Origin of the sequence: Cellulosimicrobium sp. SJTW-1 (assembly GCF_047716875.1) — a bacterium.
Classification (GTDB): domain Bacteria; phylum Actinomycetota; class Actinomycetes; order Actinomycetales; family Cellulomonadaceae; genus Cellulosimicrobium; species Cellulosimicrobium funkei.
The window spans coordinates 460,983-487,936 of the sequence record NZ_CP136680.1 but is presented as its reverse complement, the minus strand read 5'-3'; the positions used below and the strand labels follow the sequence as shown (position 1 = coordinate 487,936).

Below are 26,954 nucleotides of genomic sequence, written 5' to 3'. Positions count from 1 at the left end.
CCACGATGATCGAGCTGAGGACCCCGCGGGAGATCGAGCAGATGCGGCCCGCCGGACGGTTCGTCGCCGACGTCCTCACCACGGTGCGCGCCGCCACGAAGGTCGGGACGAACCTGCTCGAGCTCGACGAGGTCGCGCACCGGATGATCCGCGACCGCGGGGCCGAGTCCTGCTACATCGACTACCACCCGTCGTTCGGTGCGAGCCCCTTCGGCAAGGTGATCTGCACGTCCGTGAACGACGCCGTGCTGCACGGCCTGCCCCACGACTACGCGCTGCGCGACGGCGACCTGCTGAGCATCGACTTCGCCGCCTCCGTCGACGGGTGGGTCGCGGACTCGGCGCTGTCGTTCGTCGTCGGCACGCCGCGCGCGGGCGCGCTCGGCGAGGCGGACGCCCGGCTCATCCAGACGACCGAGCGCGCGCTCGAGGCGGGCATCGCCGCCGCGCAGCCGGGCAAGAAGGTCGGCGACATCTCCGCCGCCATCGCCGACGTCGCGCACGCCGCGGGCTACTCGGTGAACACCGACTTCGGCGGGCACGGCGTCGGCCGCACCATGCACGGCGAGCCCCACATCCCCAACGACGGCCGCCGCAAGCGCGGGTTCCCGCTCAAGCCGGGCCTCGTCATCGCGATCGAGCCCTGGTTCCTCGAGACCACCGACGAGATCTACACCGACCCCGACGGCTGGACCCTCCGCTCCGCCGACGGGTCGCGCGGCGCGCACAGCGAGCACACCATCGCGATCACCGAGGACGGCCCCGTCGTGCTCACCGCGCGCGAGCCCCGCGACTGACCGTCCCCGAGGTAGAGCCGCGGTCCGCCGAGGTAGAGCCGCGGTACCGCGGGTCGGCGGGCATCGTCACTGCGGGCGCCGAGCGACGTCCGAGCACCGCCAGACGTCGCCACCCGCCCCCTTCCGCCGCACCGTCCGGGACGCGCCTGACGCCGGGACGCGCCTGACGCCGTGGCGCCACGTTCCCGTCGTCGATCGAAGAGGATGCAGGGATGACGCACGACGCTCACGGACGCGACCTCGACCGAGGCTCCGGGGAGGCGCGGACCACGGTGGCCGGCCGCCCCCGCGACGCTCGGCGGCGGCGAGCCGCTGCCCGCCTCACCGGCGGTCTCGCCGTCTCCGTCGTGCTCGCCGGGTGCGCACCGGGCGCGGTCGACACCGACACCACCGAGAGCGTCACGGTGGTCGAGGACTTCTTCGCGAGCCTGGAGGCCGGGAGGGCGCGCGACGCCGCGGCGCTCACCACGATCGACCTCGACGAGGATCTCGTCGACGACGACTTCTACCGTGCCTCCGTGGCTCGGCCCACCGACGCGCGCGTGGTGGCGTCCTCCGGCTCGTCGGCCGGCGCGAGCGTGACGGTCGAGTTCACCCTCGACGGCGTCGACGGCGCCGTGCGCCTGGAGGTCCGGACGACCCGCGACGGCGACCGCACCACGATCAGCGACCTGGGCACCGCCGACACGATCGGTGCGGGTCAGCCGGTGTCCGGCACGCTGACGGTCAACGGCCAGGTCGAGTACCCGGCGGCGGAGCTCACTCCCGTCACGTTGCTCCCGGGTGCCTATGCCGTCGAGTACACCGACCCGACCGGTCTCCTCGAAGGGTTGCGCCGGGGCTCGTCGTTCACGGCCTACGTGCCCGACGTCGTCCGGGAGGACGGGGTCGTGGCCGAGGGCTTCGCGTTCACCCCGACCTTGCGGCCCGACGTCGAGCCGGGGGTGGAGGAGGCGATCGAGGGTCTGCGGGCCGCCTGCGAGGACGAGGGTCTCACCGGTCCGTCGTGCCCGTCGGAGCTCGTCGAGAACGCACGCGAGACCTCCCGCACGGAGTGGTTCGCCGAGCCCGGGCCAGAGATCCGGTACGTCGACGGGGCGTACGAGGCGACGGCGGAGTACACCGTCCTGCTCTGGGACGACGGCGACCTGCCCGTCGAGGTGCGCGCCTCGTACACCGGTACCGTCGCACGCGACGCAGCGGGGAAGATCACCTTCACCCGACCCTGAGGCGTGCGGCCCCGGTCGGGCGCCTCTCCCCCGGCGCCCGGGCGCTACCGCGCGGGCAGGAGGCTCTGCAGGACGCGCGCCGCGCCGTCGTCCTCGATGGTGCCGGTCACCTCGTCGGCCGCCGCCTGCACGACGTCGTCCGCGTGGCCCATCGCGACGCCGCGGGCCGCCCAGCGGAGCATCTCGACGTCGTTGCGCCCGTCGCCGACGGCCACGGTCCGGTGCGGCTGGACGTGCAGGGTGCGACGCACGAGCTCCAGGCCGGTCGCCTTCGTGACGCCGAGGGGCGCGAGATCCATCCATGCCGTCCAGCCGACGGCGTACGTGACGTCGTCGAGGCCGAGCCGCTCCACGAGCTCGTGGAACTGCTCGCTCGTCGACCCCGGCGCCCGCACGACGACGCGCGTCACCTCGCCGGACCACAGCTCGTCGAACTCGACGACGCGATGCACGCCGTCGAGCTCGCCGTCGGGGAAGAGCTCGTTCATGCGGAACCCGACGCCGACGTCCTCGACGGCGTACCGCGCGTCGGGCAGGTGCTCGCGCAGGAGCCGCAGGGCCGGGCCCGGGTCGAACGTCACGACGTCCTCGAGGACGTACCCGTCGGGCTCGTCGGGGTCCAGCCGCGCGGTCACGGCGCCGTTCGACGCGACGACCCAGCCGCGGTCGATCCCGAGGATCTCCGCGACGGGCGTCATCGCGATGAGCGACCGGCCCGACGCGAGCACCACGTGGTGCCCCGCGGCGCGCAGGTCGGCGACGGCGTCGCGCACGTCCTCCGACAGCTCCTGGTCGTAGGACATGAGCGTGCCGTCGATGTCGAGCGCGACGAGCAGCGGCTCGGCCGCATCGGTGGTCTCCCGGGGACCCGTCACGCCACCACCGGCTCGAGGACCTCGAGGCCCCCCAGGTACGGCCGCAGCCCCTCGGGCACGCGGACCGACCCGTCGGGCTGCTGGTGGTTCTCGAGGATCGCGACGATCCAGCGCGTGGTGCCGAGGGTGCCGTTCAGCGTGGCGACGGTCCGCGTCTCCGTCCTGCCGTCCGTCTCGACCCGCTCGCGGACGTTGAGGCGGCGCGCCTGGAACGTCGTGCAGTTCGACGTCGACGTGAGCTCCAGGTAGCGCTGCTGGGTGGGCAGCCACGCCTCGCAGTCGAACTTGCGCGCGGCGCTCGACCCGAGGTCGCCCGCCGCGGTGTCGATGACGCGGTACGGCAGGTCGACGAGGCGCAGCATCTGCTCCTCCCAGCCGAGCAGGCGCTGGTGCTCCGCGGCGGCGTCGGCCGGGTCGCAGTAGGAGAACATCTCGACCTTGTGGAACTGGTGCACGCGGATGATGCCGCGCACGTCCTTGCCGTGCGAGCCGGCCTCGCGGCGGTAGCACGCGCTCCACCCGGCGTACCGCAGCGGGCCGCCCGACAGGTCGACGATCTCGTTCGCGTGGTAGCCCGCGAGCGCGACCTCGCTCGTGCCGACGAGGTAGAGGTCGTCCTTCTCCAGGCGGTAGATCTCGTCCGCGTGCGCGCCGAGGAACCCGGTGCCCTGCATGACCTCGGGCCGCACGAGGGTCGGTGTGATGACGGGCGTGAAGCCCGCCGCGACCGCCGTGTCCATCGCCGCGTTGAGCAGCGCGAGCTCGAGGCGCGCGCCCACGCCCGTGAGGTAGTAGAACCGGGCGCCCGAGACCTTCGCGCCGCGCTCGGTGTCGATCGCGCGCAGGCCCTCGCCCAGCTCCAGGTGGTCGCGCGGCGTGAACCCCTCGGCGGCGAAGTCGCGGATCGTGCCCTCCTCGCGCAGCACGACGTAGTCGTCCTCGCCCCCGGGAGGCGCCCCCTCGACGACGTTCGAGATGCGGAACAGCAGCCCGCGCAGCTCCTCCGCCGCGGCGTCCGCGTCGGCCTGCCGCGCCTTGACGTCGGCGGCGAGCTGCTTGGTGCGCGCGAGCAGCTCCTGCTTCTCCTCCCCCTGCGCCTGCGCGACCTGCTTGCCGAGGGACTTCTGCTCGGCGCGCAGGCTCTCGAACTCGCTCAGCGCGGCGCGGTGGCGCGCGTCGGCGTCGAGGGCGGCGTCCACCAGCGCGGGGTCGTCACCACGGGTGACCTGGCTGGCACGGACGATGTCGGGGTTGTCGCGCAGGAGGCGGAGGTCGATCACGCCAGCAGCCTAACGAACCCAGCGGCGCAGCGGTCGTGGTCCTCCCCAGGCGGAGGTCGATCACGCCAGCAGCCTCACGAAACCCGGCGGCGCAGCGGTCGTGGTCCTCCACAGCCACGACCCCGCTACGGTGTCGCCATGGCCTGGACCCTCTGGGTCGCGATCGCGGCGCTCGCCGTCGCCGTCGTGGCCCTCGTCGTCGCGCTGGGGCTGCGCGCCCAGCAGTCGCGCCTGCGGCGCGCGCACGGCGCGGACCTCCCCGTCGAGGAGACGCCCCCCGAGGACGACCCGCGCGAGCTCGTCGCGTTCGTCGCCAACCCGTCGAAGCCCGACGTCGTCGGCCTGGAGGCCGTGGTGCGCCGCGCCTTCGCCGACGCCGCGCTCCCGGACCCGCTGTGGTTCGAGACGACGGTCGCCGACCCGGGCGTCGGGCAGACCCGCGCCGCGCTCGCCCAGGGGGCGGACGTCGTCGTCGCCGTGGGCGGGGACGGCACGGTGCGCGCGGTCGCGGAGGGCATGGTCGGCAGCGGCCGCACGATGGGCCTCGTGCCCGTCGGCACCGGCAACCTCCTCGCGCGCAACCTCGACCTGCCGGTGGGCGACGCCCGCGCGGCGCTCGCCGTCGTCATCGCGGGGTCGGACCGCCCGATCGACGTCGGCTGGGTCACGGTCCTGCGGTACGCGGACCCCGCGGGCCCCGGGGACGTGGAGGGCACGACCCTCGACCCCGTCCGGGAACCCGGCAAGGAGCACATCTTCCTCGTCATCGCGGGCCTCGGGTTCGACGCCGCGATGGTCGCCGACGCGGACGACGAGCTCAAGGCGAAGGTCGGCTGGGTCGCCTACTTCGTCGCCGGGATCCGCCACCTGCACGGCCGGCGCATGCGGGCCCGCATCCAGCTCGACGACTCGCCGCCCGTCGACGCGCGGTTGCGCTCCCTCATGATCGGCAACTGCGGGCGGCTCCCCGGCGGCATCACGCTCCTGCCCGACGCCGTGATCGACGACGGCGTGCTCGACGTCGCCGCGGTCGACACGCGCGGCGGCGTCGTGGGGTGGGCGCAGCTCTTCGGCGAGGTCGTCATGCAGGGCCTCGGCGTGCGGAACGACCTGCCCGCCAAGATCGGGCGCATCGACCACGCGCGCGCCCGGCGGGTCCGGGTGCGCGTCGAGGAGGGCGAGCAGGCGCAGGTCGACGGCGACGTGCTGGGCCTCGCGGTCGAGATCGAGACGCGCGTCGACCCCGGTGCGCTGGTGGTGCGCACGGCCTGACGCGCGGCGGCGGGCGACGGGCCCGGTCCGCGGTCGGTGCCGCGCGGTCAGTCCACGAGGTCAGTCCGCGCGGGCCGTCTCCGCGTCGATCGCCGACCGCATGACGGCCGCCGGCGGGACGACCCGCTCCCCGCCGACGCGGGTGAGGCCCGCGAGGCCGACGCCGACCATGAGCAGGCGTCCCGCGGCCTCCCGACGTCGCGCGTCGCCGCGGTCGCCGAAGACGTCCGCCAGGACGTCGGTCAGGAGCCCGAGCGTCTCCACGTACGCCCGCGCGACGGCGGGCCGCAGCTGCGCGTGCGCCCCGGCCTCCGCCCACCGGGCGAGCGCCTGGCCGTCACCGTCGGGCCCGAGCAGGTCCTCGAAGAAGAGCTCGAGCGCGGCACGGGCGGAGCGGCCGCGGGCAGCCTCCTCGAAGGCGCCGATCTCGACGTCGGCGTACCGCCGCCACGCCTCGGCGACGAGTTCGTCGGTCGACGCGAAGTGGTGGTGGATCTGCCCCGGCGACCCGCCGAGCTCGTCGGCGACGACGCGCGCGGTGACGGCGCCGAGCCCGTCGCGGCGCACGACGGCCGCCGCTGCCGCGACGATGGAGTCCCGACGCTCCGCGCGCGGCAGGTAGGCCATCAACGACTCCTCGTCCGCGCCGTCGGGGCGCCGTCGGTCAGGGTGTGCAGGAACGCGACGGTACGCGCCCGCAGGCCCTCCCGACGAGTCCGCACGACCTCGTCGGGAGGGGGGTCGAGCGGACCGCCGGACCGGACGGTCCGGACGTTGCGGTGGCAGTCGAGGTCGGTGCACAGCAGGAGGCCCACGCTGCTGAGCCGCTTCCGCGGGTCGCGCGACGGCCGGTGCGCCGCGAACAGCGCGACCTCGTTGAAGCGCCGCGAGAAGCGGCACAGGGCGCACATCACGGCGCGCGAGCCGGCCTCGGCGTGGCTCGGGCTCTGGCGCAGGAGCGCCCCGCCCGCGCGCCCGTCGACGTCCGCGACGAGGAACGCGCGGGAGGGCGCGCGCGGGTCGCGCCACCCGAGGTAGTCGAGCTCCTCCCAGCGCAGCGCGTCGAAGTGGCCGGGCAGGCGGACCTTCCCCTCCGCCGGGTCGACGTTGACGATCGCGGACCGCGCCTCGGCGCGGGTCAGCGCACGCACCGTCGCTCCTTCAACTTGTACATGTATACAATTTGTACACGCTCCCAAGTCTGCTCGTCCAGAAGATTGCGCGCAGCCCCCGTGGAGGCGGCGTGAGCGTCGCGCGCGGACCTGCGCCGACGCGGTCGGGCCGGTCGGGGGCGGCGCGTCGCGCCCCCGTAGGCTGGCCCGGTGACGTTCCCGGCCGCCGCGCTCCCCCCTGCCCGCACCCAGCCCGTCCGCCGGGACCGGGGCCTCGGGCGGCGGACGGCGGCGCTCGCCACCGCCGTCGCGCTGCTGCTGACGTTCCTCGCGACGGCGGGCCCGGCAACGGCGACGACCGCGGCAGCGGCGACGACCGGGGCGCCCCCGGCGGTCGCGTCGGGAGGCTCCGGCACCGCGGCCGGCGCCGCCGAGGCCACGAGCCCGCTCACCGCCGTGCCGACGCACGACCCGCGGCCCGTCGTCCTGGTCGCGGTGGCCGGCCTGTACTGGAGCGACGTCTCCCCCACCGCGACGCCCACGCTGTGGTCGATGATCCGGACGGGGTCCGTCGCGTCGCTCAACCTCGGGCGCACGGTCTGCACGACCGACGCGTGGCTCACGCTGTCGGCGGGGCGCATGGTCTCGGCCCAGACGGCGGAGCAGCCCGCGGAGCCGCTCCCCACCGACGCCGAGGAGCCGGCGAGCGGCTGCCTCCCCCTGCCCGTGCCCGCCGCCGCGACGACCGGCACCACCACGCCCGACGCACGCCCCGCGGACGTCCCCGGCTGGGCCGTCCTCACGGCGCCCGCCACGGAGGAGACGCCCGCGCAGGCGGCGCGGCACGACCCCGGTACCGCTGCGCTCCGGATCGCCGAGACGGGCGTCTGCACGACCGCCGTCGGGCCGGGTGCGGCGGTGATGCTCGCGGACGCCGTCGGGCACGTCGAGCGGTACACGCCCTCGCTCGCGGCGCTCCCCGACGGCGGCCTCGACGCGTGCGACGTGACGGTCGTCGACCAGGGCGAGATCGTCGACTCGGCCACCGGCCGCGGCGAGAGCCTCGACGAGCTCGACGAGGCGCTCGCCCGGGTCATGGACGAGGTCGATCGGGGCACGCGCGTCGTCGTGGCCGGCGTGTCCGCCGGACCGGTCGGCGAGACGGGGCTCCAGGTCGTCGTCGACTGGCGCAAGGGGCAGCCGACGAGCCGGTGGCTCCACTCGCCGAGCACGCAGAAGGACGGCATCGTCCAGCTCACCGACCTGACGGCGACCGTCGTGGAGTCGGCGGGCGGCAGCACCGAAGGCCTTGAGGGCGCCGCCCTGGAGCAGGGCGAGGTCCGTCGCATGGACGTGGCCCGCACGGTCGAGAACCGGCAGTACCTCAACGTCCTCACCAGCACGATCCCCACGCTCTACCCCGTGCTCGTGGGCCTCCTCGTCGCCACCCTGGTCCTCGCGCTCGGCGGCGTCCTGTGGGCGCGCCGCGCCGCCGTCCGCCGTGGCCGCGAGCCCGGCCCGGGGCCGCGCGGCCTGCGCGTGCTCTCCGCCGTGCTCATGGTGGTCGCGGCGGCTCCCGTCGCGGCGTCGCTCGCGAGCCTGTCCCGCTGGTGGGTGTGGAGCGCGCCCGCCCCGGCGCTCACGCTGGCGCTCGCGGTGAGCGCGGTCGTCGTCGCCCTCGTCGCGTGGGTCGTCTCACGTCTCCTCCCGCGGCGCCCCTGGGCGCTGCCGTCGGCCCTCGCGGGGGTGACGTGGCTCGTGCTCACCGTCGACGGCGCGACCGGCACGACGCTCCAGCAGGCGTCCCTGCTCGGGACGTCCGCCGTCGTGGGCTTCACGCGCTTCTACGGCTTCAACAACGTGACCTTCGCCGTGTACGCCGTCGCCGGCCTCGTGCTGGCGGGCGGCCTCGCGTCGGCCGCGACCGCCCGCGGACGACGCCGGCTCGCGGCCTGGTCCGTCGTCGCCGTCGGGGTGGTCACGGTCGTCATCGACGGCTGGCCCGCGTTCGGCGCCGACTTCGGCGGCATCCTCGCCCTCGTCCCCGCGTTCGCCGTCCTCGCGCTCCTCGTGGGCCGCATCCGCATCACGTGGCTGCGGGCGCTCGTCGTCGCGCTCGCGACGGTGCTCGTGGTCGTGGTCGTCGCGGTCGTCGACTGGCTGCTGCCGGGCGGGCGGTCCCACCTCGGCGGGTTCGTCCAGTCCGTCGTGGACGGCGCCGCGCTCGACGTGATCGGCCGCAAGGCGCTCGGCGCCTGGGCGACCCTCGCGAACCCGCTCGGCGCTGTCGCCGCGGTGCTCGTGGTCGTCGTGGCCGTCGCCGTGCTGCGCCCCGAGCGCTTCCGCCTCCCGGAGGTCGCGCGGGCCTACGAGACCTGGCCGGTGCTGCGCCCGCTCGTCGTCGCGCTCGTCGTCGTCGCGGGCGTCGGCTCCGTCCTCAACGACTCGGGCGTCATCATCGCCGTCATGGTCGTGGTGGTCGCGACCGCGATGATCGTGCCGGGGTTCCTCGCGCGCCCCGCGCCCCGGCAGACCGCGGGAGCCGTTCCCGAGCCGGGGATCCGGCGCATGCCGACGATGCTCGCGACGGTGGGGGCCGGGCTCCTGCTCGTCGTCCTGCTCGCCGCCACGGTGCTCGCCTCGACGGGGCTCCGACCGGCGGCCAGCGCCGCCCCGGCGGGCGGCGAGGCGTCGGTGACCCGCTCCGACGCGATCGCGACGGACCGGCCGGTCGTCGTCGTCGGGACCACGGGCGTCACGTGGAGCGACGTCACGTCGTCCGCCACCCCGACCCTCCACGCCCTGCTCACCGACGGCGCGGGAGCCGGCGGCGTCTCCCAGCCCACGGGCGCGGCGAGCCGCTGCACCGTCGGCGGCTGGCTCGCGCTCTCCGCCGGGCAGCTCGCCGAGGTCACGACCGAGCGCGGGCCCGACGGCGCGTGGGCGTGCCCGACGGCGCAGCCCGCCCCCGACGGCGCGGACGGTGCGCAGGTCGAGGGCTGGGACGACCTGGTCGCGCTCCAGCGCGGCTCGGGCTACCAGGCGCGCCTCGGCGTCCTCGGCGACGCGCTCGCCGCGGCCGGCGCCGACGGCGCGGTGTGCGCGACGGCGGTGGGCCCCGGCGCGGCGGTCGCCCTCGCGGACTCCGCGGGCCAGGTCGCGCGCTACCGGGACCTCGCGGACGCGACCGCACCCGGCTCCGACGCGTTCGCGTGCCCCGTGACCGTCGTCGACGCGGGCGACGCGACCCCGCCGGCCGTCGACCCCGACCTCCCGGCGGACGAGCGCGCCACGCTGCGCAGCACCCTGCGCGCCGACCGCCTCACCGCGGTCGACGCGACCGTCGGTGCCGTGCTCGACGCCGCCCCGAGCGGCACGACCGTGCTCGTCGTGGACGTCGCCGGGACGCCCGGCACGCGGCCCGCGCTCGGCACGACGCTCGTGCGCCCGTCGTCCGACGGCCCCGACCAGTCGCGCTACCTGACGAGCGCCGCCACCCGGACCGACGGCGTCGCGCGCGTGCTCGACGTCCCCGCGACGGTGCTCGACGCCGCGGGCGCCGCCACGCCGGCGCGGATCCAGGACACGCCGCTGGCCTGGGGCTCGCCGCGCCCGGCCGACGCGACGTCGACCGCCGACGCCCTCGCCGACCTCACGACCCGCGACCACGTGCGCCGCGCCGTCTACACCGCGTTCGTCGACGTGCCGCTCTACGCGGGGCTCGTGATCGCCGGGCTCTGCCTCCTGCTCGCGCCGCGCGCCGCGCGCGCGACGGGTGACCGTGCGCGCGCCCGCTGGGCCCGGGCGGCGCACTGGGCCCGCGGGTCCGCGCTCGTCGTCGCCGCGGTGCCCACCGCCGCCTTCCTCGTGTCGCTCACGGGCTGGTGGCGGTTCGGGAACCAGACGCTCGCGATCGTCGTCTCCACGGTCCTCGCGACGGCGGCCGTCGCCGGCCTGGGCGCGCTCGCGCCGCGTCGGCCGGTGTGGCTCGGGCCCGGGATCGTCGCGGGCATCACGTTCGCCGTGCTCACGCTCGACGCGCTCGTCGGCACCCCGCTCAACCGGGCCAGCCCGCTCGGCTCGGCACCCACCTTCGGCGCCCGCTTCTACGGGTTCGGGAACCCGACGTTCTCCGTGTACGCGGTCGCGGCGCTCGTCGTCGCCGCGGCGCTCGCGCAGTGGCTCGTCGCACGCGGCCACCGGTACGCCGCCGCCGCGACGGTGGGGGTCATCGGCCTCGTGACGATGGTCGTGGACGTGTGGCCGACGCTCGGCGCCGACCTCGGCGGCGGCCTCGTCGTCGTGCCCGCGTTCGCGGTGCTGGGACTCGCCGCCTCGGGCGCGCGCGTCACGTGGCGCCGCTTCCTGCTCGTCGCCACGGCGGGCGTCGCGCTCGTCGCCGCCGTCGGCGTGCTCGACTGGCTGCGCCCGGCCGACGAGCGCTCGCACCTGGGCCGGTTCGTCGGGCAGGTCGTCGACGGGTCGGCGTGGGAGACGCTGCTGCGCAAGGCGGGCTACGCGGCACGGTCCGTGCTCGGCGGGGTGCCGGTGTGGCTGACGATCGCCGTGCTCGTCGCGGCCGCGCTGCTGCTGTTCTGGCCCCGACGCTTCACGCCGCGCTGGTTCGCGCGGACGGAGGCCGCCTGGCCGCTCGTGCGCCCGACCCTGCTGGCCCTGTGGATCGTGGCCGTCGCGGGCTCCCTCGTCAACGACTTCGGCGTGCGGATCGCGCTCATCGCGCTCATCCCGGCGGTGCCGCTGCTCACCGTCGCCGCGCTCCATGCGGCGGACGACGCCGACGGCACGGCCGAGGGCGAGGGCGAGGACCCGGACGAGCGCACCGGGGCGGGCTCCGCGTCGCGAGTCGAGAGCGCCACGTCGTGACGCGCTACACGAGGACGAGCTCCGTGCCGCCCGTGGCGTGGTCACCGAGGGCGACGCTCCGGATCGCCGGGTCCTCGTAGGTGTTCCAGTAGTACGTCGAGGTGCGGGACGAGAAGAGACCGGTGTACACCGTGATCTCGAACTCGCCCGACCCCATCGCGGCGCAGCCGTCGACCATCGCGACCTGCTGCAGCGTGTGGAAAGCGCGGCTGACGTTCTCCTCCTCGGTGCCCTTCGTCGGGTAGTGGGAGTTGACGTACGCGGCCCGGACGAACCGGGACGGCGAGTAGTAGTCGCCGGGGACGCCGCGCATGTGCGAGCCCGAGCCGAACGGGGCGAGGTGGGCCCGGCCCACGACCGTGTCCTCGGGGAAGTCGGGCGAGACGTTGAGGTAGTTGCGCAGGTTCTCGTGGTGCCAGTCGAACCCGGGCTGGTTCGTGAGCACGTCGACGTCGTCCTGGAACACGTGCAGGCCGTCCGCCGTGTGCTCGAGCACGATCGCGCGCTGCGCGTCGGCGACGATCCAGTGCAGCATCGAGCTGGGGTACTTCTCGTTGATGGGCCGGTCGACGACCACCACGTCCGCCAGGGCCGCCTCCACCTCGTCCACGCTCGCGAACTGCGCGCACACCCACAGCGGGAGCTCGAACGCGGCGACGTTGACCGCGCCGTCGACCGGCCCGGGCGCGTAGGCCGCGTAGCCCGGGAAGTTGAGCCCCGCGACGGCCAGGCCCGCGTCGTTGCCGCAGTCGAAGTAGAGCGGGGTGTCCTCCTCCACGATGCCCATGCCGATGACCGCGTGCTCGATCGCGCGCACGGCACCGAACGGCGAGCGTGGCGCGTAGCCCGTGGGCGTCACCACGACCTGCTGCCCGTAGCCGCTCGTCCAGTCGAGGTTGCGTGCCAGGTACACGCTGCCCTGGTCGTCCGAGAACCTGATCCCTGTGCACATCGCGCTGCCCCCGTCGTCGTCGGCGCGGCACGCGGGACCGCGCGCCGCCGGGTCACGACGTCGTGCCCCGTCCTCCCATGGTGCGTCCGGGCTCGGGAAGGGGCCACCGGCCGGGGCGCGCCTCAGGGCTGCAGGTAGACGGCGATGTGCTCCTCGACCGCGCGCTCCGCGCGGTCCGGGTCGCCTGACCGCAGCGACGCGAGCAGCTCCCGGTGCTGCTCGACGACGGCGTGCGGGTCCTCGTGGTGCGGCGCGTCGCGGACGAAGTACGCCCGGACGCGCGGCTGGATGAGCCGCCAGATCTGCAGCGACTGCGTGTGGCTCGCGGCGGCGATCACCGCCTCGTGGAACTCGAGGTCGAGGTCGGCGAGGCGACGGGCGTCGAGCGGGTCCGCCGCGCGCTCCATCGCCGCCACCGTGCGGTCGAGCGCGTCCAGGAGCGCGGGGTCCTGCGCACGCGCCGCCGAGCGGAACGCGACCTTCTCGATGACGGTCCGCACCGGGACGAGGATCTCGGCGATCTCCTCCTGGGAGATGTCCACCACGACGGCGCCGCGGTACGGGTGGGAGACGACGAGCCCTTCCTGCTCGAGCACCATGATCGCCTCGCGGACCGGGCCGCGGCTGATGCCGTAGGCGGTCGAGAGGTCGCGCTCGACGAGACGGTCCCCGGCGGCCAGGTCGCCGGAGGCGATGCGTTCACGCAGGTGGCGCAGGACCCAGTCGCGCCGGGACTCGGGCGGCGATGCGGGCAGGACGGGCACGACGGCGACCTCTCACTCGGGAGGGCTCCACCCTAGTGGGTGGCCGATGGTTGACCATCTACCATCGAGCGACCTAGAGTCGCGGTCCACGGCACCGACGAGAGGACACCCATGAGGATCACCGCCATCACCGCCGCCGGGCTGCGCGGCGCCACCCCCGAGGGCGGCTGGCAGGAGGAGCTGCGGCAGGACGACGTCGTGCACACCCTCGTCGCTGTCCACACCGACGAGGGTCTCGTCGGCGTCGGCAGCGTGTTCACCACGGAGGACCTCGTGCGCGGCGCGCTCGACGTCCTGCGGTCCTTGCTCCTGGGGGCGAACGCGCTCGAGCCCGAGCGCACGAGCGAGCGGCTGCACCGCACGACGTTCTGGATGGGCCGCGGCGGGTCGATCACGCACGCGATCAGCGGCGTCGACACCGCGCTGTGGGACCTTCTCGGCCAGGCGACGGGCCAGCCCGTCGGGCGCCTCCTCGGCGGGCGGTACCGCGACCGGGTGCGCCCGTACGCGTCGCTGCTCATGGACCAGCCCGACGCGCTGCGTGACCACCTCACCGCGCTGCGCGCCGAGGGGTGGACCGCGTTCAAGATCGGCTGGGGCCCCTTCGGCCGGGTCGACGAGCGGCTCGACGAGCGCATCGTCGCCGCGGCGCGCGACGCCGTCGGCCCCGACGCGATGCTCATGGTCGACGCCGGTGGCAGCGACAGCGCGTGGAGCCAGGGCTACAAGTGGGCCCTGCGCACCGCGCGCATGCTCGACGCGTACGGCGTCGCGTGGTTCGAGGAGCCGCTCCCGCCGGACGCGATCGAGGACTACACGCACCTGCGCCGGCGCTCGCCCGTGCCGATCTCGGGCGGCGAGGTGCTCACGCGTCGGCAGGCGTTCCAGCCGTGGATCGAGGGCGGCGCCCTCGACATCGTGCAACCCGACGTCACGAAGGTCGGCGGGACGAGCGAGCTGCGGCGCATCGCGTGGTCCGCGCACGACCACGGCGTCAAGCTCGTGCCGCACGGGTGGAACACCGCCGTCGGGCTCGCCACCGACCTCCAGCTCGCCTCCGCCCTGCCGGACACGGACCTCGTCGAGTACGTCACCGGCTCGCCCTACATCGACGATCTGACGACCGACCGCTGGACGCTCGACGCGGACGGGATGCTCCCGATCCCCGACGGTCCCGGGCTCGGCATCACGCTCGACCGCGACCGCCTCGCGCGCTACTGCGACGTCGACGCGCTGCTCGGGAGCGCGTCGTGAGCCCGCGGTCGCTCGTCGTGACGGGCGCGGCGTCGGGGATCGGCCGCGCGGTCGCCGTGGGCGCGGCGCGCGACGGCTGGTTCGTGCACGTGCTCGACCTCGACCCCGACGGCGCCGCGGCCACCGTGGACCTCGCCCGGCAGGCGGGCGGGGACGGGCGCGCGCACGTGCTCGACGTGACCGACGCCGCCGCCGTCGCGGCGGCGGTCGGGACGGTCGCGAAATCCGGACCGCCGCTGCGCGGCCTCTTCGCGGGCGCCGGGATCGACGTGGGCGGGGCGGCGCACGAGCTCGACCTGGCCACGTGGCGCCGCGTGCTCGACGTCAACGTGACGGGCACGTTCCTCGTCGTGCGCGAGGTGCTGCGCGCGATGATCGACGGCGACGGCGGGAGCGTCGTGCTGTGCGGCTCGCCCGCCGCGACGGTCGGCTTCGCGGCCGGGGGCGCGACGGCGTACGGCGCCTCGAAGGGGGCGGTGTCGTCCATGGTCCGCACCCTCGCGGTCGACTACGCGCGCCACGGCGTCCGGGTGAACGCGATCGTCCCCGGCCCGACGGAGACCCCCCTCATGTGGGCCAACGTGCCCGCCGACGAGGTGGCCGCCACGCGCGCGCAGATCGAGCACGAGGTCCCGCTGGGTCGGCTCGCGCGGCCCGAAGAGATCGCCGAGCCCGTGCTCTGGCTGCTGTCGGACCGCTCGTCGTACACGACCGGGTCGCTCGTCGGGTGCGACGGCGGCGTCCTCGCCAAGTCGTCGATCAGCGTATGAGTGCGCCGGACGCCCCGGCACGTCGCCCCCGGGTCGGGGCGACGTGCTGGGCGATCGGCGACGGCTGGATCCCGCCGTACGGCACGGGCGACGACCCGACCCTCGCAAGCCACGAGAGCCTGTGCCTGCTCAACGCCGGTCCCGACGACGCGTGCGTCGAGATCCGTCTCTACTTCGCCGACCGCCCGCCGGCCGGCCCCTACGTCGTGGTGGTGCCCGCCGAGCGGGTGCGCCACGTGACGCTCAACGACCTCGACGACCCCGAGCCCGTGCCCCGCGGCACCGACTACTCGGCCGTCGTCGTCGCGTCGGCGCCCGTCGTCGTCCAGCACACGCGGCTCGACTCGCGGCAGGCCGCCAACGCCCTCTTCAGCACGATCGCCCACCCCGTCGACACCCTTCGAGAGGACCTCCGATGACGCAGACCTCCACCCCGACGACCGCCCGCCGGGGCACGCCGTGAACGCCGCGACGGGCCGGCTCGGCCACGGCGCCCTCACCCCGCTCGTCGTCGCGTCGACCGTCGGGGCGGCGCTGGGCGGGTTCATGTTCGGCTTCGACACGGCCGTGGTCAACGGCGCCGTCGACGCCCTCAAGGCCGAGCTCGGCGTCGGGAGCGCGCTCGTCGGCGTGATCGTCGCGAGCGCGCTGCTCGGCGCGGCCGTGGGCGCCTTCGCCGCGGGCACGATCGCGGACCGCTTCGGGCGACGGCGCCTCATGATGGTCGCCGGGACCCTGTTCGTCACCACGTCGATGCTGTGCGCCGTCGCGCACGACGGCCCGACCCTCGCGCTGTGGCGCTTCCTGGGGGGCGTCGGGGTGGGGATGGCGTCCGTCGTCGCCCCGCTCTACATCGCCGAGATCGCCCCCGCCCGGCTGCGCGGGCGGCTCGCGACGGCACAGCAGATGTCGATCGTCCTGGGCATCTTCGCCGCGCTCGTCTCGAACGCGTCCCTCGTCCGCGCGGCGGGCGGGGCCGAGGCGGAGCTGGCCCTCGGCCTGCCCGCCTGGCGGTGGATGTTCCTCGTCGCGGTCGTGCCGTCGCTCGCGTACGTGGTCGCGGCGGTCCTGCTGCCCGAGTCGCCGCGGTACCTCGTGATGCGCGGCGACCGGGACGGCGCCGCCCGCACGCTGCGCCGCCTCCACCGCGTCCCGGAGGGCGACGCGCTGCTGGGCGTCGCGACCATCGAGGGGACGCTCCACGAGGCGCGGCCGGCGTGGTCCCACCTGTTCTCCGGCCCGGGCCGCCTCAAGCCCATCGTCTGGCTGGGGATCGCGCTCGCCGCGCTCCAGGCGCTGGTCGGGATCGACGTCATCTTCTACTACTCGACGTCGCTCTGGGCGCAGGTGGGCTTCGGCGAGCAGCAGGCCTTCTGGCTCTCGGCCCTCACGTCGCTCGTCAACGTCGCGGCGACCGTCGTCGCAATCTTCCTCGTCGACCGCGTGGGTCGGCGTCGCCTGCTGCTCGTGGGGTCGGTGGGCATGACGGTCGCCCTGGCCGTCATGGCGACCGGGTTCGCCCAGGCGCAGCAGACCGCGGACGGCGTCGCGTTCGTCGACGCGTGGGGCGTCGTGACCCTGGTCGCGGCGAACGTCTTCGTCGTGGCCTTCGCCGTCTCGTGGGGCCCGGTGGTGTGGATCCTCGTCGGGGAGATGTTCCCCAACCTGCTGCGCGCCCGCGCCGCGTCGCTCGCCGCCGCCGCCAACTGGGCGGCGGGCATCGCCGTCAATCTCACGTTCCCCTCGCTCCGGGACCTGTCGCTCCCCGGCAGCTACGCCCTCTACGCGGTGTTCGCGGCGGCGTCGTTCGTGCTCGTGCTGAGGGCGCTGCCCGAGACGGCGAACCGCCCGCTCGAGGAGATGCGGGAGGACACCGCGTCGGGTGGACAGCAATCACTTTAGGAGTGTTAAAGTGATTGCATGATCCAGAACTCCATCACCCCGGAGCAGGCCCGCCGTCAGCTCGGCCAGGCGGAGGAGGTCGCCGCCCAGGCCCACCGCGCGACCCGCTGGTACCCCTGGCTCAGCGTCGGGCACGCCGTCGCCGCCCTCGCGTACACGATCGCGATCGACGTCCTCGACGCACCGTGGTGGCCCGCCACCACGGTGCTCGTGGTCGTCCTCGCCCTGCTGTGGTCCGCCGTCGCGCGGCACCACCGGACGGCGCCCCGGCACTGGGTGCGCGACATGAGCATCGCCCTGATCACCTGGGCGGTGCTGTACTTCGTCATGCTCGACCCGGCGCTCCAGCTCGTCGGCGCGACGTCGCCCGCCTGGTGGGTCGTCGCCGGCGTCGTCGCCGCGTCCCCGTTCGCGGCGTGCGCGTTCGCGAGCGCACGCCGGTGAGCCACCCGCGCAAGGGCCTGGACGCGCTCATCCACTCGCCCGTGCGCTTCTCGATCCTCGCCGCCCTGGCGAACGTCGAGAGCGCGGACTTCCGCTTCCTGGCCGACCTGGTCGAGCTGAGCGACTCGTCCCTCTCCCAGGCCCTCACCGCGCTCTCCGACGCGGGCCTCGTCGAGATCCGCAAGGAGGCCGCCGGACGCCGGACGCGCACGTGGGTCCGCATCAGCGACCGCGGGCTCGACGCGTTCCGGCAGCACGTGCGCACCCTCGAGCAGATCGCCCGCACCGGCGCGATCGAGCCGCAGCCCGACCCGACCCCGAGAGGCACCGCACCATGACGCCGACGTTCCGTCGAGCAACCGCCGCCGACGTCCCCGCCGCGGCCCGCACCCTCGCCGCCGCGTTCCACGACTACCCCTGGACCCGCTGGGCCGTCCCGGAGGACGACTACCCCGAGCGCCTCGCCGCGCTCCAGGAGATCTACCTCGAGCACGCCCTCGCGCACGGGATCGTGGTCGTCCACGACCCGGCGGACGCCGTCGTCGCGCTCATGCCGCCCGACGCCCCCGCTCCCCCTGAGGACGTCCAGGAGCGCGTCGCCGCGCTGCACGGCCCGCGCATGCAGGCCGTGTCCGCCGCCGAGCTCTCGCCGTCCCCGCCGGACGCCTGGACGCTCGCGACGGTGGGGGTCCTGCCGTCGCTCCAGGGCACCGGGCTCGGCAGCGCGGTGTGCCGGGCCGCCCTGCGCGACCCCGCCCTCGGGGACGCGCCCGTCGCGCTCGAGACCTCCGACGCGCGCAACGTCACCTTCTACGAGCGGCTGGGCTTCGTGCGCACCGCGACCACGCAGGTGCACGACGGTCCCGTCGTGCACGGCATGGTCCGCACGCCGACGCCCTGAGCGCCGCCTCGGTCAGTGGTCGCCCGCGCGCACGCGGTCGACGGCGGAGCGCATCTTGCGCGCGTTCACCGCGAGCAGCACGTCGCGGTACTGGGCGGCGCGGTGGAGCTGGCCCTTGAGGTCGTTCGACGACGCGCGGTGGCGCAGGTCGCACGGCACCTCGACCGCCACGTACCCCTTGCGGAGCAGGTCGATCGTCATGCCCGTCTCGACGCCCCACCCGCGCGCGAGCGGCGTCGCGGCCTCGAACGCCTCGCGCGTGAGGCACCGCATCCCGGAGAGGGGCTGCGTCGGGGTCCACCCCGTGAGGGACTGGATCGCGCGGCGCGCGGCCCCCACGACGATCCCCCGGCCGCCCGCGCCCGGCTGCGGCGGGAGCAGCGCGATGGCGACGTCGGCGTACCCGTCGAGCACGGGCGCGACGAGCGGCGCGGTGTTCACCGCGGTCTCGCCGAGGTCGCCGTCGATGAAGAGCAGGAGGCGCGGCGGGCGGTCGGCCGCGTCGCGCATCGCGACGACGGCGGCGCCCGTCTCCATGGCCGCGGCCTTCCCGCGGTTGTGGGAGTGCCGCACGACGACGGCGCCCGCCTCGCGCGCGACGTGCTGGGTGTCGTCCTCGCTCCCGTCGTCGACGACGAGCACGAGGTCGACGTGCGGGATGGCCTTCGCGGCGCGCACGGTGGCGGCGATGCGGCGGGACTCGTCCTTCGCGGGGATGATCACCGCGACGCGCTGGCGGACGGCGCGGCCCGTGCGCCCGTCACCGGCCACGGGGCGCGGCGTGCGCGCCCGCGTGCCGGACGCCGACAGGTACGTCGGCGGCGTGCTCGCCGTGCTCGTGGGGGCACTCCCCGTGTTCTTCCCCGTATCGGTCGACCGATGGTCCGCGTTCACGCCGTCCAGCCTAGTAGTGCAAAGAGTTGGCCGCAGATGTGTCGTCGTTCCACCAGCGGATCCGCTCGGGATCTCCGCAGGACGACCGGGCTGCGTTCCCAGGTCTCCCGGATCCTACTCGACGCGAGAGCCCGCCGACAGGGGCGTCGGCGGGCTCTCGGCGTGGTCACGCTCCCGCGTCGTGCGCTCGCGCGGGGGCTCCGGATCAGCAGAGCATGCGCGGGGTCAGCGGAGCGTGACCTGCCGGGACACGATGCCCGCGCGCGCACGGCGCTCGTTCGCGTCGAGCGGCTCCGTGACCGCGAGCGCCTCGGTGAGCCGCGCGTCGAGCTCCGCGACCGGGCCCTCCAGCTCGTCCGCCTCCGTGCCGCGGGGCAGCTCCCACACGGGGACGAGCAGGCCGCTCGACCGGAAGGCACCGACGAACTTGCCGCCCGCGAGGCCGGACTCGCGCTTCGCGTGCAGGCGCGAGATCGCGTCGATGAGGGCGTCCTCCGGCTCGGGGCGGGCCCAGCGCAGGAACTCGCGCGACATGCGGCACCAGTACGCCGACTCGACCGCGTCGAGCTTGACGGTGGGCACCATCGACTCGGCCGCCTGGTCGAGCGAGGCGCGCAGGTCGGGCGTGATCTCCGCCGACGGGTCGAGCCAGAACGCGAAGTCCTCGTGCACGGTGACGTCGAACGGGACGGAGAGGTCGAGCACGTCCTGCAGGCGCGGGCCGGCGTCGGGCAAGGCGCTCGTCTCGATGGACGTGCCGGGCTCGGCGTCGATCGCCTCGAGGAGCGCGGCGGCGAGGTCGCGGCTCGTGTCGCCCGAGCCGGCGAGGGTCTGGACGGCGAGGAGGATCGCGCCGTCCTGGCGGTGCAGCGCGGCCCAGCCGGCGGGCAGGACCGTCACGACGAGGACGTCGCGCGCCCCGTGCTCGGCGGTCGTGCGCGCGGTCGCGGTGGCCGAGGGGACGACCTCGCGCATCGCGACCCAGTCGGTCTCGCCGGGGAGCCCCTCGAACGGGCGCAGCACGAAGTCGGGCGTGGTGTTCTTGGCCATGCGCGGCAGTCTACTGGCGCGGCCTACCGGCGGGGCGGCGCGGCGGGCCGGGTGCGCGGGCGCAGGCGGACGTCGGGCAGCGCGGGCGCGGGCAGGGGGCCGCCGTCGTACCCGACGACCTCGCCGTAGCGGCGCTCGCGCGCGCCGTCGGCGTACCGGGTGCCGCCGCGGTTCGGGCCCTGGTCCCCCGTGACGACGAGCTGGGCCTGCCAGTCCGCGCGGGCGCGCGCGACGTCGTCGTGCGAGCGGCCCACGAAGTTCCACCACATGACGATGTCCTCGCCGAACGGCTCGCCCCCCACGAGCACGGCCCGCGCCGGGGCGTCCGGCCCCGCCTCGACGACGAGCGTCGTGCGGCCGGGCTCGACGTACCCCAACGACGACGGCGGCACCGGCGAGCCCTCCAGCCGCACGAGGCCCTCGTCGACGAGGAGGCCGTGCTCGAACGTCGGGTCCACGTCGAGCGTGACGCGCGCGCCGGGCGCGAGGTCGAGCTGCGCACCGACGATCGGCGTGTAGGTCGTGGCGGGCGAGCGCAGGGCGGCGCCGCCCACGCGGAGCGCGCCGAGGAAGACCTGCACGCGCGCGCCGTCGACCGTGGCGACGGGGAGGTCGGCGTGGTGCTCGAACGCGGGCGGGTCCGCGAGGCGGTCGCTCGGGAGCGCGACCCAGAGCTGGACGCCGTGCAGGACCGGGGGCCGCTCGCCGCGCGGCGACTCCTCCGAGTGCGAGATGCCGCGACCCGCGGTCATGAGGTTGAGCTCGCCGGGCCGCACCGTCTGGAGCGACCCGACGGCGTCGCGGTGCAGGATCTCGCCGGCGAACAGCCACGTGACCGTCTGGAGCCCGGTGTGGGGGTGCGGCGGCACCTGCATGCCGTCGGTGCCGTCGCCGATCGCGGGCAGCGGGTCGGGCCCGTAGTGGTCGAGGAAGCACCACGCGCCGACGAGCGACCGCGCGCGCTGCGGGATCGTGCGCCGCACCCGCATCGCCCGGGTGCCCCCGAGCGGGACGTCGCGGTGCTCGAGGATCTCGACCGCGGCGCCTCCGCCGTCGTCGTGGGGCGCGCCCGCCGAGCAGACGCGCTCCTCGGGCCGGGTCTCGAGGTTGCTCATGGCACGAGCGTAGGCGCGCGGGGCGGAGCCGTCCTGCGCCTGTCGACGGTCTTCGCGTCGGGCCGTGCCCGCGGGAGAATGGGGACGAGGCCCCTCGGAGCAGGATTCCGAGGGGCCTCGCCGTGTCCGCGCGACCCCGGGGCGGTCGGGCCGGGTGGCCCGTCGGGGCGCCGCTCGCGACGTGGCGGCCCGGCGCCCTCGCGTCCGCCCGGGTGCCCGGGCAGGTGCGGTGACGCCGATCGCGGTCGGCCTTCCGGGTCCGGTAGGAACCTGCGCCGTCGCGCGCAGCCCCGCAGCAGGGGGTGGCGGGTCGTCCACCGTTCTCCGGTCGGCCGTGCCCTCGCGTGCGCGGCGAGACGTCGTGCGGTCCTGGCGAGGCCCTCAGACCCCTGCGTGATGCGTGCCGGAACCCCGTCGTCCGTGTGCGCCCGTCCGGGCCGTTACGGACGTTTGTAGTCCTCGGACCGGGGGTCTGCAAGAGTTCCCACCGTTGTCATTTGGGCCGGCCGGATCACCACAGGTTCGTCCACAGGACGGCCCGCGCCGTTCCCACGCCGCCCACAGGCCTGTGGATGAATTCTGTGGACAGGCCTCGCCGCGAGCCAGGCCCGTCCGACCCCGCGGCGCGGCCCGTGCGCACGCCCTCAGACCCAGAACCGCGCCGACGGTGCCGCCGCCGGGGAGAGCCGCTCGTCGAGGTCGAGGTCGCGCACGACGAACCCGCCGTCGTCGACGAGCGTCCCCGCGAGCCGGCCCTGGAGCATCGCCGCGAGCCGGGCGAGCAGCACCCGGGCACGCGAACGCGCGATGACGTGCAGCCCCGAGGGCCGCTCGACCGCGAGCTCGTCCGGCTCGGTCGGCACCCACGTGAGGCGGTAGGCGTGCGGCCCGTGCTCGCGCCAGTCGAGGCCGTCGAGCGCGAGCGGGACCCGCGCGACGCGTCGGGCCTCGAGCCGCACCTCGCCGTCGTACGGCGTCTCGCCCGACAGCACGTACTCCGCGAGGCCGTCCGCGCCCGGCCGCACCGCGACGACCCCCGCGCCGGGGACCGTCGTGCGCAGGACGCCGAGCGCGTCGTCGGGCCCGAGCACGTGGGCGCTGTAGAGCGTGAGGTCGACGCCCGACGCCGGGTCGGGCGTGAGCACGGTCCGGCCGTCCGCGACGACCGCGCCGCCGACGCGCCGGGCCGCGGCGACGGCCCAGCCCAGCACGCGGAGCTCGAGCCCCTGCGGCAGGCCTGCCGGGAACGCGCGCACCAGCCCGTCGCGGTCGTCGGTCAGGGAGCCGGTCGACGTGCCGGTCGACGTGCCGGTCGACGTGTCGGCCCAGGCGCCGGTCCACGAGCGGGGCGCGAGCCGCGCGTCGGGGTGGTCGACGTGCAGCGCGAACGCCTCGGCGCCCCCGCCCGCGAGGCCGAGCGCCTGCGTCTGCGGCGGCGTGAGCGCGAAGGGCCCGACGACGCGCGCCCCCTCGGCGAGGCGCAGCTCGCCCGGTGCGACGACGCCGTCGGGCACCACGCCACGGAACCGCGCGCCGGCCATGGGGCGCGCCGCTCCCCCACCGCCCGGCGGGGTCGTCCAGGCGGCACCGGCGAACCAGGCGCGCGCGAGCGCGTCCACGGGCGTGCGGGCCGCGCCGCGCGAGCGGGGCGTCGCGAGCAGGTGCGCACCGGCGTGCGCGTCCGGCACCAGGCCGGCGACGGGGGCGTCCATGACCGGAACGTAGAGCGCCCCGGAGGCGACGGTGTTACGGCGGTGTCACGAGCGTGGGTCCGCTCACGGGAACCCCGCGGGCGTCAGGCGCCGACGTCGTGGAGGTGGTGGACGACGTCGTGCACGAAGTACTGCCCCAGCGTCCGGACGGTGAAGACCGACCCGTTCGAGCGCCGGCCGGGGCGCTCCCACTGGTCGGGGACGAGCGCGTCGAAGCGGCCCGCGACACGGTCGCCCGCGATCCGGAGCTCGCGCGCGACGACGGCCGGGTCCTGGTGCGCGTAGTCGTCCGCGAGCGCGGTCGCGTCCTGGTCCCAGTTGGCGAACTGCGGGTCGTCGCCCTCGACCATGGACTGCACGCGCACGTCGAACACGGAGAAGACGTCGCGGACGTGCGCGGCGTACTCGAGCACCGACCACGTCGTCGGGTCGGGGCGGGTCCGCGCGTCGGGGCGGCCCAGGGCCGCGACGTAGCGCGGGACGGCGTCGCGCACGACGGCGCCCACGCGGTCGGGCGTGACCTCGCGGGCGACGAACCCGCACTCGGGGCACGGCCGCTCCATGACCCACGTCCAGTCCTTGGTGTCCGCAGGGACGGGCGGGAACTCCGGGTCCGGGGCGGCGGGGACGCCCTCGGGCGACGCGGTCGTGTCCATGGCGGCAGTGTGCCAGACGGCGCGGCGCCCTCCGCGGGCCCGTCGCCCGGGATTAGCGTTCTGACACGGACTGCCTATGATGTCAGCATGCCCAAGATCATCGGAGGGTCCCTCCACGAGCACCGCGCCCAGACCCGGCAGAAGCTCTTCGCGGCGCTCTCGACCCTCATGATGGACCGAGGCTTCGACGCCATCTCGCTCGCGGACATCGCCGCCGCCGCCGGGGTCGGCCGCACCGCGGTGTACAACCACTTCCCCGACAAGGAGGCCCTGCTCCTGGGGTTCATCACCCACGAGACGGAGCAGTACGTCGGGACGCTCGAGCGCGCGCTGGAGCACGTGGACGACCCGGTCGAGCAGCTGCGCACCTACATCCGCCAGCAGGCGCAGCTCAAGCGCATCTTCCACCTGGCCCCGGGGCCGGACCTGCGCACCGTGCTCTCGCGGACCACGCGGCAGCGGCTGCGCGAGCACGCCGAGCTCGTCGAGGCGATCCTGCGCCGCATCGTCCGGTCGGGGATCGAGGCGGGCGAGTTCCCCGCGCAGGACATCGACACGACGGTCCAGCTCGTCAACGCGTGCCTGTCCGGACGCCTCGTGCCCGACGACCCCGTCGCGCGCGAGCAGGCGATCGAGGCGACCGAGGCGTTCGTGCTGCGCGCCGTGGGGGCCGACGCGACCTCGCCCGCGCTCGCGGGCTGACGCCCTGCCCGTCTCGCGGGGCCGGATGACGGACAGAGGATAGGCAAGCCTCACCTCCGTGGGTTACAGTTCCTGACGCATCGTCATGACATGGCGTCAGGACGTGCAGTCCCGCCCCGACGCACCCGCAGGAGCCATACCGTGACTGCTCTCACCCACGACCTCCACCGCGCCGACGAGTCCGTCCCGCTGTCGCAGCGGCTGCGCGAGGGCACGCGCCCCGAGCACGAGCAGGCCGAGGGCTCCGGGTTCGTCGAGCGACTCATGTCCGGGCGTCTCGACGTCGCCGCGTACGCCGACCTCGCCGCCCAGCAGTGGGCCATCTACGGCGCGCTCGAGGACGCGAGCGCCGCGATGCGCGACGACACCCAGGGCGCGAGCCTCGTGTTCGACGAGCTGACGCGCACGCCCGAGATCGAGAAGGACCTCACGTTCCTCGTGGGCCCCGACTGGGCCGAGCGCGTGACGATCCACCCCGCGACGGAGCGCTACGTCGCCCGCCTGCGCACGGTCGGCGGGTTCTTGCCCGCGTACGCCGCGCACGCCTACACGCGCTACCTCGGCGACCTCTCAGGCGGGCAGATCATCAAGCGCATGCTCGAGCGCCACTACGGGCTCTCCGGCGACGGCCTCGCCTTCTACACGTTCGTCGAGATCCCCAAGTCCAAGCCGTTCAAGGACGTCTACCGCGAGCGCCTCGACGCCCTGGTCCTCACCCCCGGGCAGCTCGACGAGACCGTCGCCGAGGCCAAGCACGCCTTCCGCCTCAACAGCGACCTCTTCGCCGACCTCGGCGCCGCCCACCCCTGACCTGCCCCACCCCCCACCACGCCCCCATCCGGCTCCCCGCCGCCGACCATGCGGTCGCGGTCCGTCCCACCCAGCCGACGGGCCACGTCGCCATGCTCGGCCGCGCGCCGGGGGGTCGTTCGTGAGGTGAGTTACCTCCACGACGGTCGAGAAACGTCCGCGGGTCAGGTTAGGCTCGTCTTACCTGGTGGCGGCGGCCGTGGCGGCCGCGCCCTCGGACCGCTTCCTGGAGAACTCCCCATGCCTCACGCTGCCCGCCCTGCGCCGCACCCCGGCTCGTCGCCGCGCCGCCCGACGTCGCCCGCAGGCACGTCGGGTGCCGCGCCCCGCCGCGCACGCCGGACCGTGACCGCGCTGGCCGGGGCGGGCGCCGTCGTCCTGCTGGGCCTGGTCGCCGCGTGCGCGCCGCTCCCCTACGAGCCCCCCGCGACGCCGTCGGCCGCTGCGAGCCAGGACGCGGAGCCCGTCGAGGCGACCCCGACCGACACCCCGACGACCACGGCGCCCGCCTGCACGACGCTCGAGGAGTCCCGGGCCGCGGGCGGCGGCTCCGACGTCGACCCCGCGTCGTTCCCCACCGGGCCCACGAGCGCGATGTTCGCCGACGACGCGATCCACCCGGTCGCCGAGGCGCCCGCCCCGCAGCTCCCGGTGACGGTCGAGTCGGTCGACGGGCGCCAGGTCGAGATCACCGACGTGAGCCGCATCATCCCCGTCGACCTGTACGGGACGCTCGGCGAGATCGTCTACAGCCTGGGGCTGGGCGCGAACGTCGTGGGCCGCGACCTGCCGACCGGCTTCCCCGAGGCCGCGGACGTCCCCGTCGTCACGGGTGCCGGCCACGCGCTCGACGTCGAGGCGATCCTCGGGCTGGACCCCTCCGTGATCCTCACCGACGCGACGATCCTCACCGACGACGTGCGCGGCCAGCTCGAGAGCTCGGGCATCCCCGTCGTGTACTTCGACGAGGCCCGCACGCTCGACGGCGTCGACGACCGGATCCGCGCCGTCGCGACAGCGCTGGGCGTGCCCGAGCAGGGCGAGGCGCTCGTCGAGCGCGCGGACCGGCAGATCTGCGCGGCCCTCGCCGCGGTGCCGCAGGACACCGGGACGCCGCGCGTCGCGTTCCTCTACCTGCGCGGGGCGAACATCAAGATGCTGTTCGGGCCCGGCTCCGGCGCCGACGACCTGATCCGCGAGATCGGCGGCGAGGACGCCGGGACCGCGATCGGCCTCACGCAGCAGTACGCGCCGGTCACGAGCGAGGCGATCATCAGCGCCGCGCCCGACGCCTACCTCGTCATGACCGACGGGCTCGAGTCGATGGGCGGCCTCGACGCCATGATGGCGATCCCTGGCCTCGCGCAGACGCCCGCGGGCGAGGCGCGGCGCGTCGTCGACATGGACGGCTCGCGCCTCCTCACGTTCGGCCCCCGCACCGGCTCCACGATCGCGGCGCTCGTCGAGGCCTTCTACGGCGTGCCCGCGCCGGAGCTCCCGGCGTCGTGAGCGCGCCCGCCACCCGCCCCCTCGGCACGCCGGAGGGCGCGCCCGGTCCCGAGGGCGTCGCCGTGCCCGA

General features: G+C 75.3%; 25 protein-coding genes. 14 read left to right on the top strand and 11 right to left on the bottom strand.

Annotated elements, in window-relative coordinates; genetic code table 11:
- Positions 1–5 precede the first annotated feature (5 nt).
- Both map and RSE42_RS02285 read left to right on the top strand, forming a co-directional pair.
- Positions 6–797: a type I methionyl aminopeptidase gene (map, locus tag RSE42_RS02290; protein WP_194227774.1), complete on the top strand. Its 792-nt coding sequence runs from the start codon at positions 6–8 to the stop codon at positions 795–797.
- A gap of 212 nt (positions 798–1,009) precedes the next feature.
- The gene (locus RSE42_RS02285; RefSeq protein WP_415297773.1) at positions 1,010–2,026 is read left to right on the top strand and encodes a hypothetical protein; all 1,017 of its coding nucleotides are present in this window, start codon (positions 1,010–1,012) and stop codon (positions 2,024–2,026) included.
- Positions 2,027–2,070: 44 nt separating this feature from the next.
- Here RSE42_RS02285 and RSE42_RS02280 read toward each other — a convergent pair whose 3' ends face one another.
- Both RSE42_RS02280 and serS read right to left on the bottom strand, forming a co-directional pair.
- Positions 2,071–2,901 (bottom strand): HAD family hydrolase, encoded by an 831-nt coding sequence (locus RSE42_RS02280; protein ID WP_415297772.1) that lies wholly within the window; start codon positions 2,899–2,901, stop codon positions 2,071–2,073.
- Positions 2,898–4,181 (bottom strand): serine--tRNA ligase, encoded by a 1,284-nt coding sequence (gene serS, locus RSE42_RS02275; RefSeq protein WP_114553170.1) that lies wholly within the window; start codon positions 4,179–4,181, stop codon positions 2,898–2,900. The genes RSE42_RS02280 and serS overlap by 4 nt, the downstream gene beginning before the upstream one ends.
- Positions 4,182–4,319: 138 nt before the next feature.
- Between serS and RSE42_RS02270 the strand changes: the two genes are divergently transcribed.
- Positions 4,320–5,453, top strand: a complete 1,134-nt coding sequence (locus tag RSE42_RS02270) for a diacylglycerol/lipid kinase family protein (RefSeq protein ID WP_396049490.1) — start codon at positions 4,320–4,322, stop codon at positions 5,451–5,453.
- A gap of 60 nt (positions 5,454–5,513) precedes the next feature.
- Here RSE42_RS02270 and RSE42_RS02265 read toward each other — a convergent pair whose 3' ends face one another.
- Both RSE42_RS02265 and RSE42_RS02260 read right to left on the bottom strand, forming a co-directional pair.
- Positions 5,514–6,080, bottom strand: coding sequence for a TetR family transcriptional regulator (locus RSE42_RS02265; RefSeq protein WP_415297771.1), 567 nt, complete (start codon positions 6,078–6,080; stop codon positions 5,514–5,516).
- Positions 6,080–6,604, bottom strand: a complete 525-nt coding sequence (locus RSE42_RS02260) for an FBP domain-containing protein (protein ID WP_415297770.1) — start codon at positions 6,602–6,604, stop codon at positions 6,080–6,082. The genes RSE42_RS02265 and RSE42_RS02260 overlap by 1 nt, the downstream gene beginning before the upstream one ends.
- Before the next feature lie 171 nt (positions 6,605–6,775).
- Between RSE42_RS02260 and RSE42_RS02255 the strand changes: the two genes are divergently transcribed.
- Positions 6,776–11,449, top strand: a complete 4,674-nt coding sequence (locus RSE42_RS02255; protein ID WP_415297769.1) for a hypothetical protein — start codon at positions 6,776–6,778, stop codon at positions 11,447–11,449.
- Between the two features lie 4 nt (positions 11,450–11,453).
- Here RSE42_RS02255 and bsh read toward each other — a convergent pair whose 3' ends face one another.
- Both bsh and RSE42_RS02245 read right to left on the bottom strand, forming a co-directional pair.
- The gene (gene bsh, locus RSE42_RS02250) at positions 11,454–12,401 is read right to left on the bottom strand and encodes a choloylglycine hydrolase (RefSeq protein WP_021482494.1); all 948 of its coding nucleotides are present in this window, start codon (positions 12,399–12,401) and stop codon (positions 11,454–11,456) included.
- Between the two features lie 122 nt (positions 12,402–12,523).
- Positions 12,524–13,165, bottom strand: coding sequence for a GntR family transcriptional regulator (locus RSE42_RS02245; protein ID WP_043656750.1), 642 nt, complete (start codon positions 13,163–13,165; stop codon positions 12,524–12,526).
- A 111-nt stretch (positions 13,166–13,276) separates the two neighbouring features.
- On the opposite strand from RSE42_RS02245, the gene RSE42_RS02240 reads away from it, so the two are divergent.
- Genes RSE42_RS02240 through RSE42_RS02210 form a run of 7 tightly spaced genes read left to right on the top strand, consistent with a single transcriptional unit; the run spans position 13,277 to position 18,436 of the window.
- Positions 13,277–14,419, top strand: coding sequence for a mandelate racemase/muconate lactonizing enzyme family protein (locus tag RSE42_RS02240; protein WP_415297768.1), 1,143 nt, complete (start codon positions 13,277–13,279; stop codon positions 14,417–14,419).
- Positions 14,416–15,189, top strand: a complete 774-nt coding sequence (locus RSE42_RS02235) for an SDR family NAD(P)-dependent oxidoreductase (RefSeq protein ID WP_085386691.1) — start codon at positions 14,416–14,418, stop codon at positions 15,187–15,189. Before RSE42_RS02240 ends, RSE42_RS02235 begins: the two co-directional genes overlap by 4 nt.
- Complete coding sequence (locus RSE42_RS02230; protein ID WP_415297767.1) at positions 15,186–15,608, top strand: sensory rhodopsin transducer; 423 nt, start codon at positions 15,186–15,188, stop codon at positions 15,606–15,608. Before RSE42_RS02235 ends, RSE42_RS02230 begins: the two co-directional genes overlap by 4 nt.
- A 40-nt stretch (positions 15,609–15,648) precedes the next feature.
- Positions 15,649–17,091, top strand: a complete 1,443-nt coding sequence (locus tag RSE42_RS02225; RefSeq protein ID WP_171467348.1) for a sugar porter family MFS transporter — start codon at positions 15,649–15,651, stop codon at positions 17,089–17,091.
- Positions 17,092–17,109: 18 nt separating this feature from the next.
- Entirely contained in the window at positions 17,110–17,535 is a 426-nt protein-coding gene (locus RSE42_RS02220; RefSeq protein WP_415297766.1) for a hypothetical protein, read from the top strand.
- Positions 17,532–17,873 carry a transcriptional regulator gene (locus tag RSE42_RS02215; protein ID WP_021482310.1) on the top strand — a complete coding sequence of 114 codons (342 nt, stop codon included), beginning with the start codon at positions 17,532–17,534 and terminating at the stop codon, positions 17,871–17,873. Before RSE42_RS02220 ends, RSE42_RS02215 begins: the two co-directional genes overlap by 4 nt.
- On the top strand, positions 17,870–18,436 hold the full coding sequence (locus RSE42_RS02210) for a GNAT family N-acetyltransferase (protein WP_415297765.1): 567 nt from the start codon (positions 17,870–17,872) through the stop codon (positions 18,434–18,436). Before RSE42_RS02215 ends, RSE42_RS02210 begins: the two co-directional genes overlap by 4 nt.
- A 12-nt stretch (positions 18,437–18,448) precedes the next feature.
- On the opposite strand, the gene RSE42_RS02205 is transcribed toward RSE42_RS02210, so the two are convergent.
- The 5 genes from RSE42_RS02205 to RSE42_RS02185 form a co-directional block, all read right to left on the bottom strand.
- On the bottom strand, positions 18,449–19,330 hold the full coding sequence (locus RSE42_RS02205; protein ID WP_082774333.1) for a glycosyltransferase family 2 protein: 882 nt from the start codon (positions 19,328–19,330) through the stop codon (positions 18,449–18,451).
- A gap of 225 nt (positions 19,331–19,555) precedes the next feature.
- Positions 19,556–20,380, bottom strand: a complete 825-nt coding sequence (locus tag RSE42_RS02200; protein ID WP_061267219.1) for a DUF5926 family protein — start codon at positions 20,378–20,380, stop codon at positions 19,556–19,558.
- A gap of 23 nt (positions 20,381–20,403) precedes the next feature.
- Positions 20,404–21,495, bottom strand: a complete 1,092-nt coding sequence (locus tag RSE42_RS02195; protein ID WP_415297764.1) for a pirin family protein — start codon at positions 21,493–21,495, stop codon at positions 20,404–20,406.
- Positions 21,496–22,139: 644 nt separating this feature from the next.
- Positions 22,140–23,207 (bottom strand): hypothetical protein, encoded by a 1,068-nt coding sequence (locus tag RSE42_RS02190; RefSeq protein WP_415297763.1) that lies wholly within the window; start codon positions 23,205–23,207, stop codon positions 22,140–22,142.
- A gap of 83 nt (positions 23,208–23,290) precedes the next feature.
- Complete coding sequence (locus tag RSE42_RS02185) at positions 23,291–23,863, bottom strand: DinB family protein (protein ID WP_415297762.1); 573 nt, start codon at positions 23,861–23,863, stop codon at positions 23,291–23,293.
- Positions 23,864–23,950: 87 nt separating this feature from the next.
- Between RSE42_RS02185 and RSE42_RS02180 the strand changes: the two genes are divergently transcribed.
- From RSE42_RS02180 to RSE42_RS02170, 3 genes are all read left to right on the top strand, one after another.
- Positions 23,951–24,565 (top strand): TetR/AcrR family transcriptional regulator, encoded by a 615-nt coding sequence (locus RSE42_RS02180; RefSeq protein ID WP_021483301.1) that lies wholly within the window; start codon positions 23,951–23,953, stop codon positions 24,563–24,565.
- Between the two features lie 141 nt (positions 24,566–24,706).
- Positions 24,707–25,375 (top strand): heme oxygenase (biliverdin-producing), encoded by a 669-nt coding sequence (locus tag RSE42_RS02175; RefSeq protein WP_415297761.1) that lies wholly within the window; start codon positions 24,707–24,709, stop codon positions 25,373–25,375.
- Between the two features lie 240 nt (positions 25,376–25,615).
- A complete protein-coding gene (locus RSE42_RS02170; RefSeq protein ID WP_415297760.1) occupies positions 25,616–26,884 on the top strand; it encodes an ABC transporter substrate-binding protein in 1,269 nt (422 codons plus the stop codon).
- The last annotated feature ends 70 nt before the right edge of the window (positions 26,885–26,954 follow it).

Coding starts and splice junctions, on each gene's coding strand:
- map (WP_194227774.1), top strand. CDS start 6: ATGATCGAGCTGAGGACCCCGCGGGAGATCGAGCAGATGCGGCCCGCC.
- RSE42_RS02285 (WP_415297773.1), top strand. CDS start 1,010: ATGACGCACGACGCTCACGGACGCGACCTCGACCGAGGCTCCGGGGAG.
- RSE42_RS02270 (WP_396049490.1), top strand. CDS start 4,320: ATGGCCTGGACCCTCTGGGTCGCGATCGCGGCGCTCGCCGTCGCCGTC.
- RSE42_RS02265 (WP_415297771.1), bottom strand. CDS start 6,080: ATGGCCTACCTGCCGCGCGCGGAGCGTCGGGACTCCATCGTCGCGGCA.
- bsh (WP_021482494.1), bottom strand. CDS start 12,401: ATGTGCACAGGGATCAGGTTCTCGGACGACCAGGGCAGCGTGTACCTG.
- RSE42_RS02240 (WP_415297768.1), top strand. CDS start 13,277: ATGAGGATCACCGCCATCACCGCCGCCGGGCTGCGCGGCGCCACCCCC.
- RSE42_RS02230 (WP_415297767.1), top strand. CDS start 15,186: ATGAGTGCGCCGGACGCCCCGGCACGTCGCCCCCGGGTCGGGGCGACG.
- RSE42_RS02220 (WP_415297766.1), top strand. CDS start 17,110: ATGATCCAGAACTCCATCACCCCGGAGCAGGCCCGCCGTCAGCTCGGC.
- RSE42_RS02210 (WP_415297765.1), top strand. CDS start 17,870: ATGACGCCGACGTTCCGTCGAGCAACCGCCGCCGACGTCCCCGCCGCG.
- RSE42_RS02200 (WP_061267219.1), bottom strand. CDS start 20,380: ATGGCCAAGAACACCACGCCCGACTTCGTGCTGCGCCCGTTCGAGGGG.
- RSE42_RS02195 (WP_415297764.1), bottom strand. CDS start 21,495: ATGAGCAACCTCGAGACCCGGCCCGAGGAGCGCGTCTGCTCGGCGGGC.
- RSE42_RS02190 (WP_415297763.1), bottom strand. CDS start 23,207: ATGGACGCCCCCGTCGCCGGCCTGGTGCCGGACGCGCACGCCGGTGCG.
- RSE42_RS02185 (WP_415297762.1), bottom strand. CDS start 23,863: ATGGACACGACCGCGTCGCCCGAGGGCGTCCCCGCCGCCCCGGACCCG.
- RSE42_RS02180 (WP_021483301.1), top strand. CDS start 23,951: ATGCCCAAGATCATCGGAGGGTCCCTCCACGAGCACCGCGCCCAGACC.
- RSE42_RS02170 (WP_415297760.1), top strand. CDS start 25,616: ATGCCTCACGCTGCCCGCCCTGCGCCGCACCCCGGCTCGTCGCCGCGC.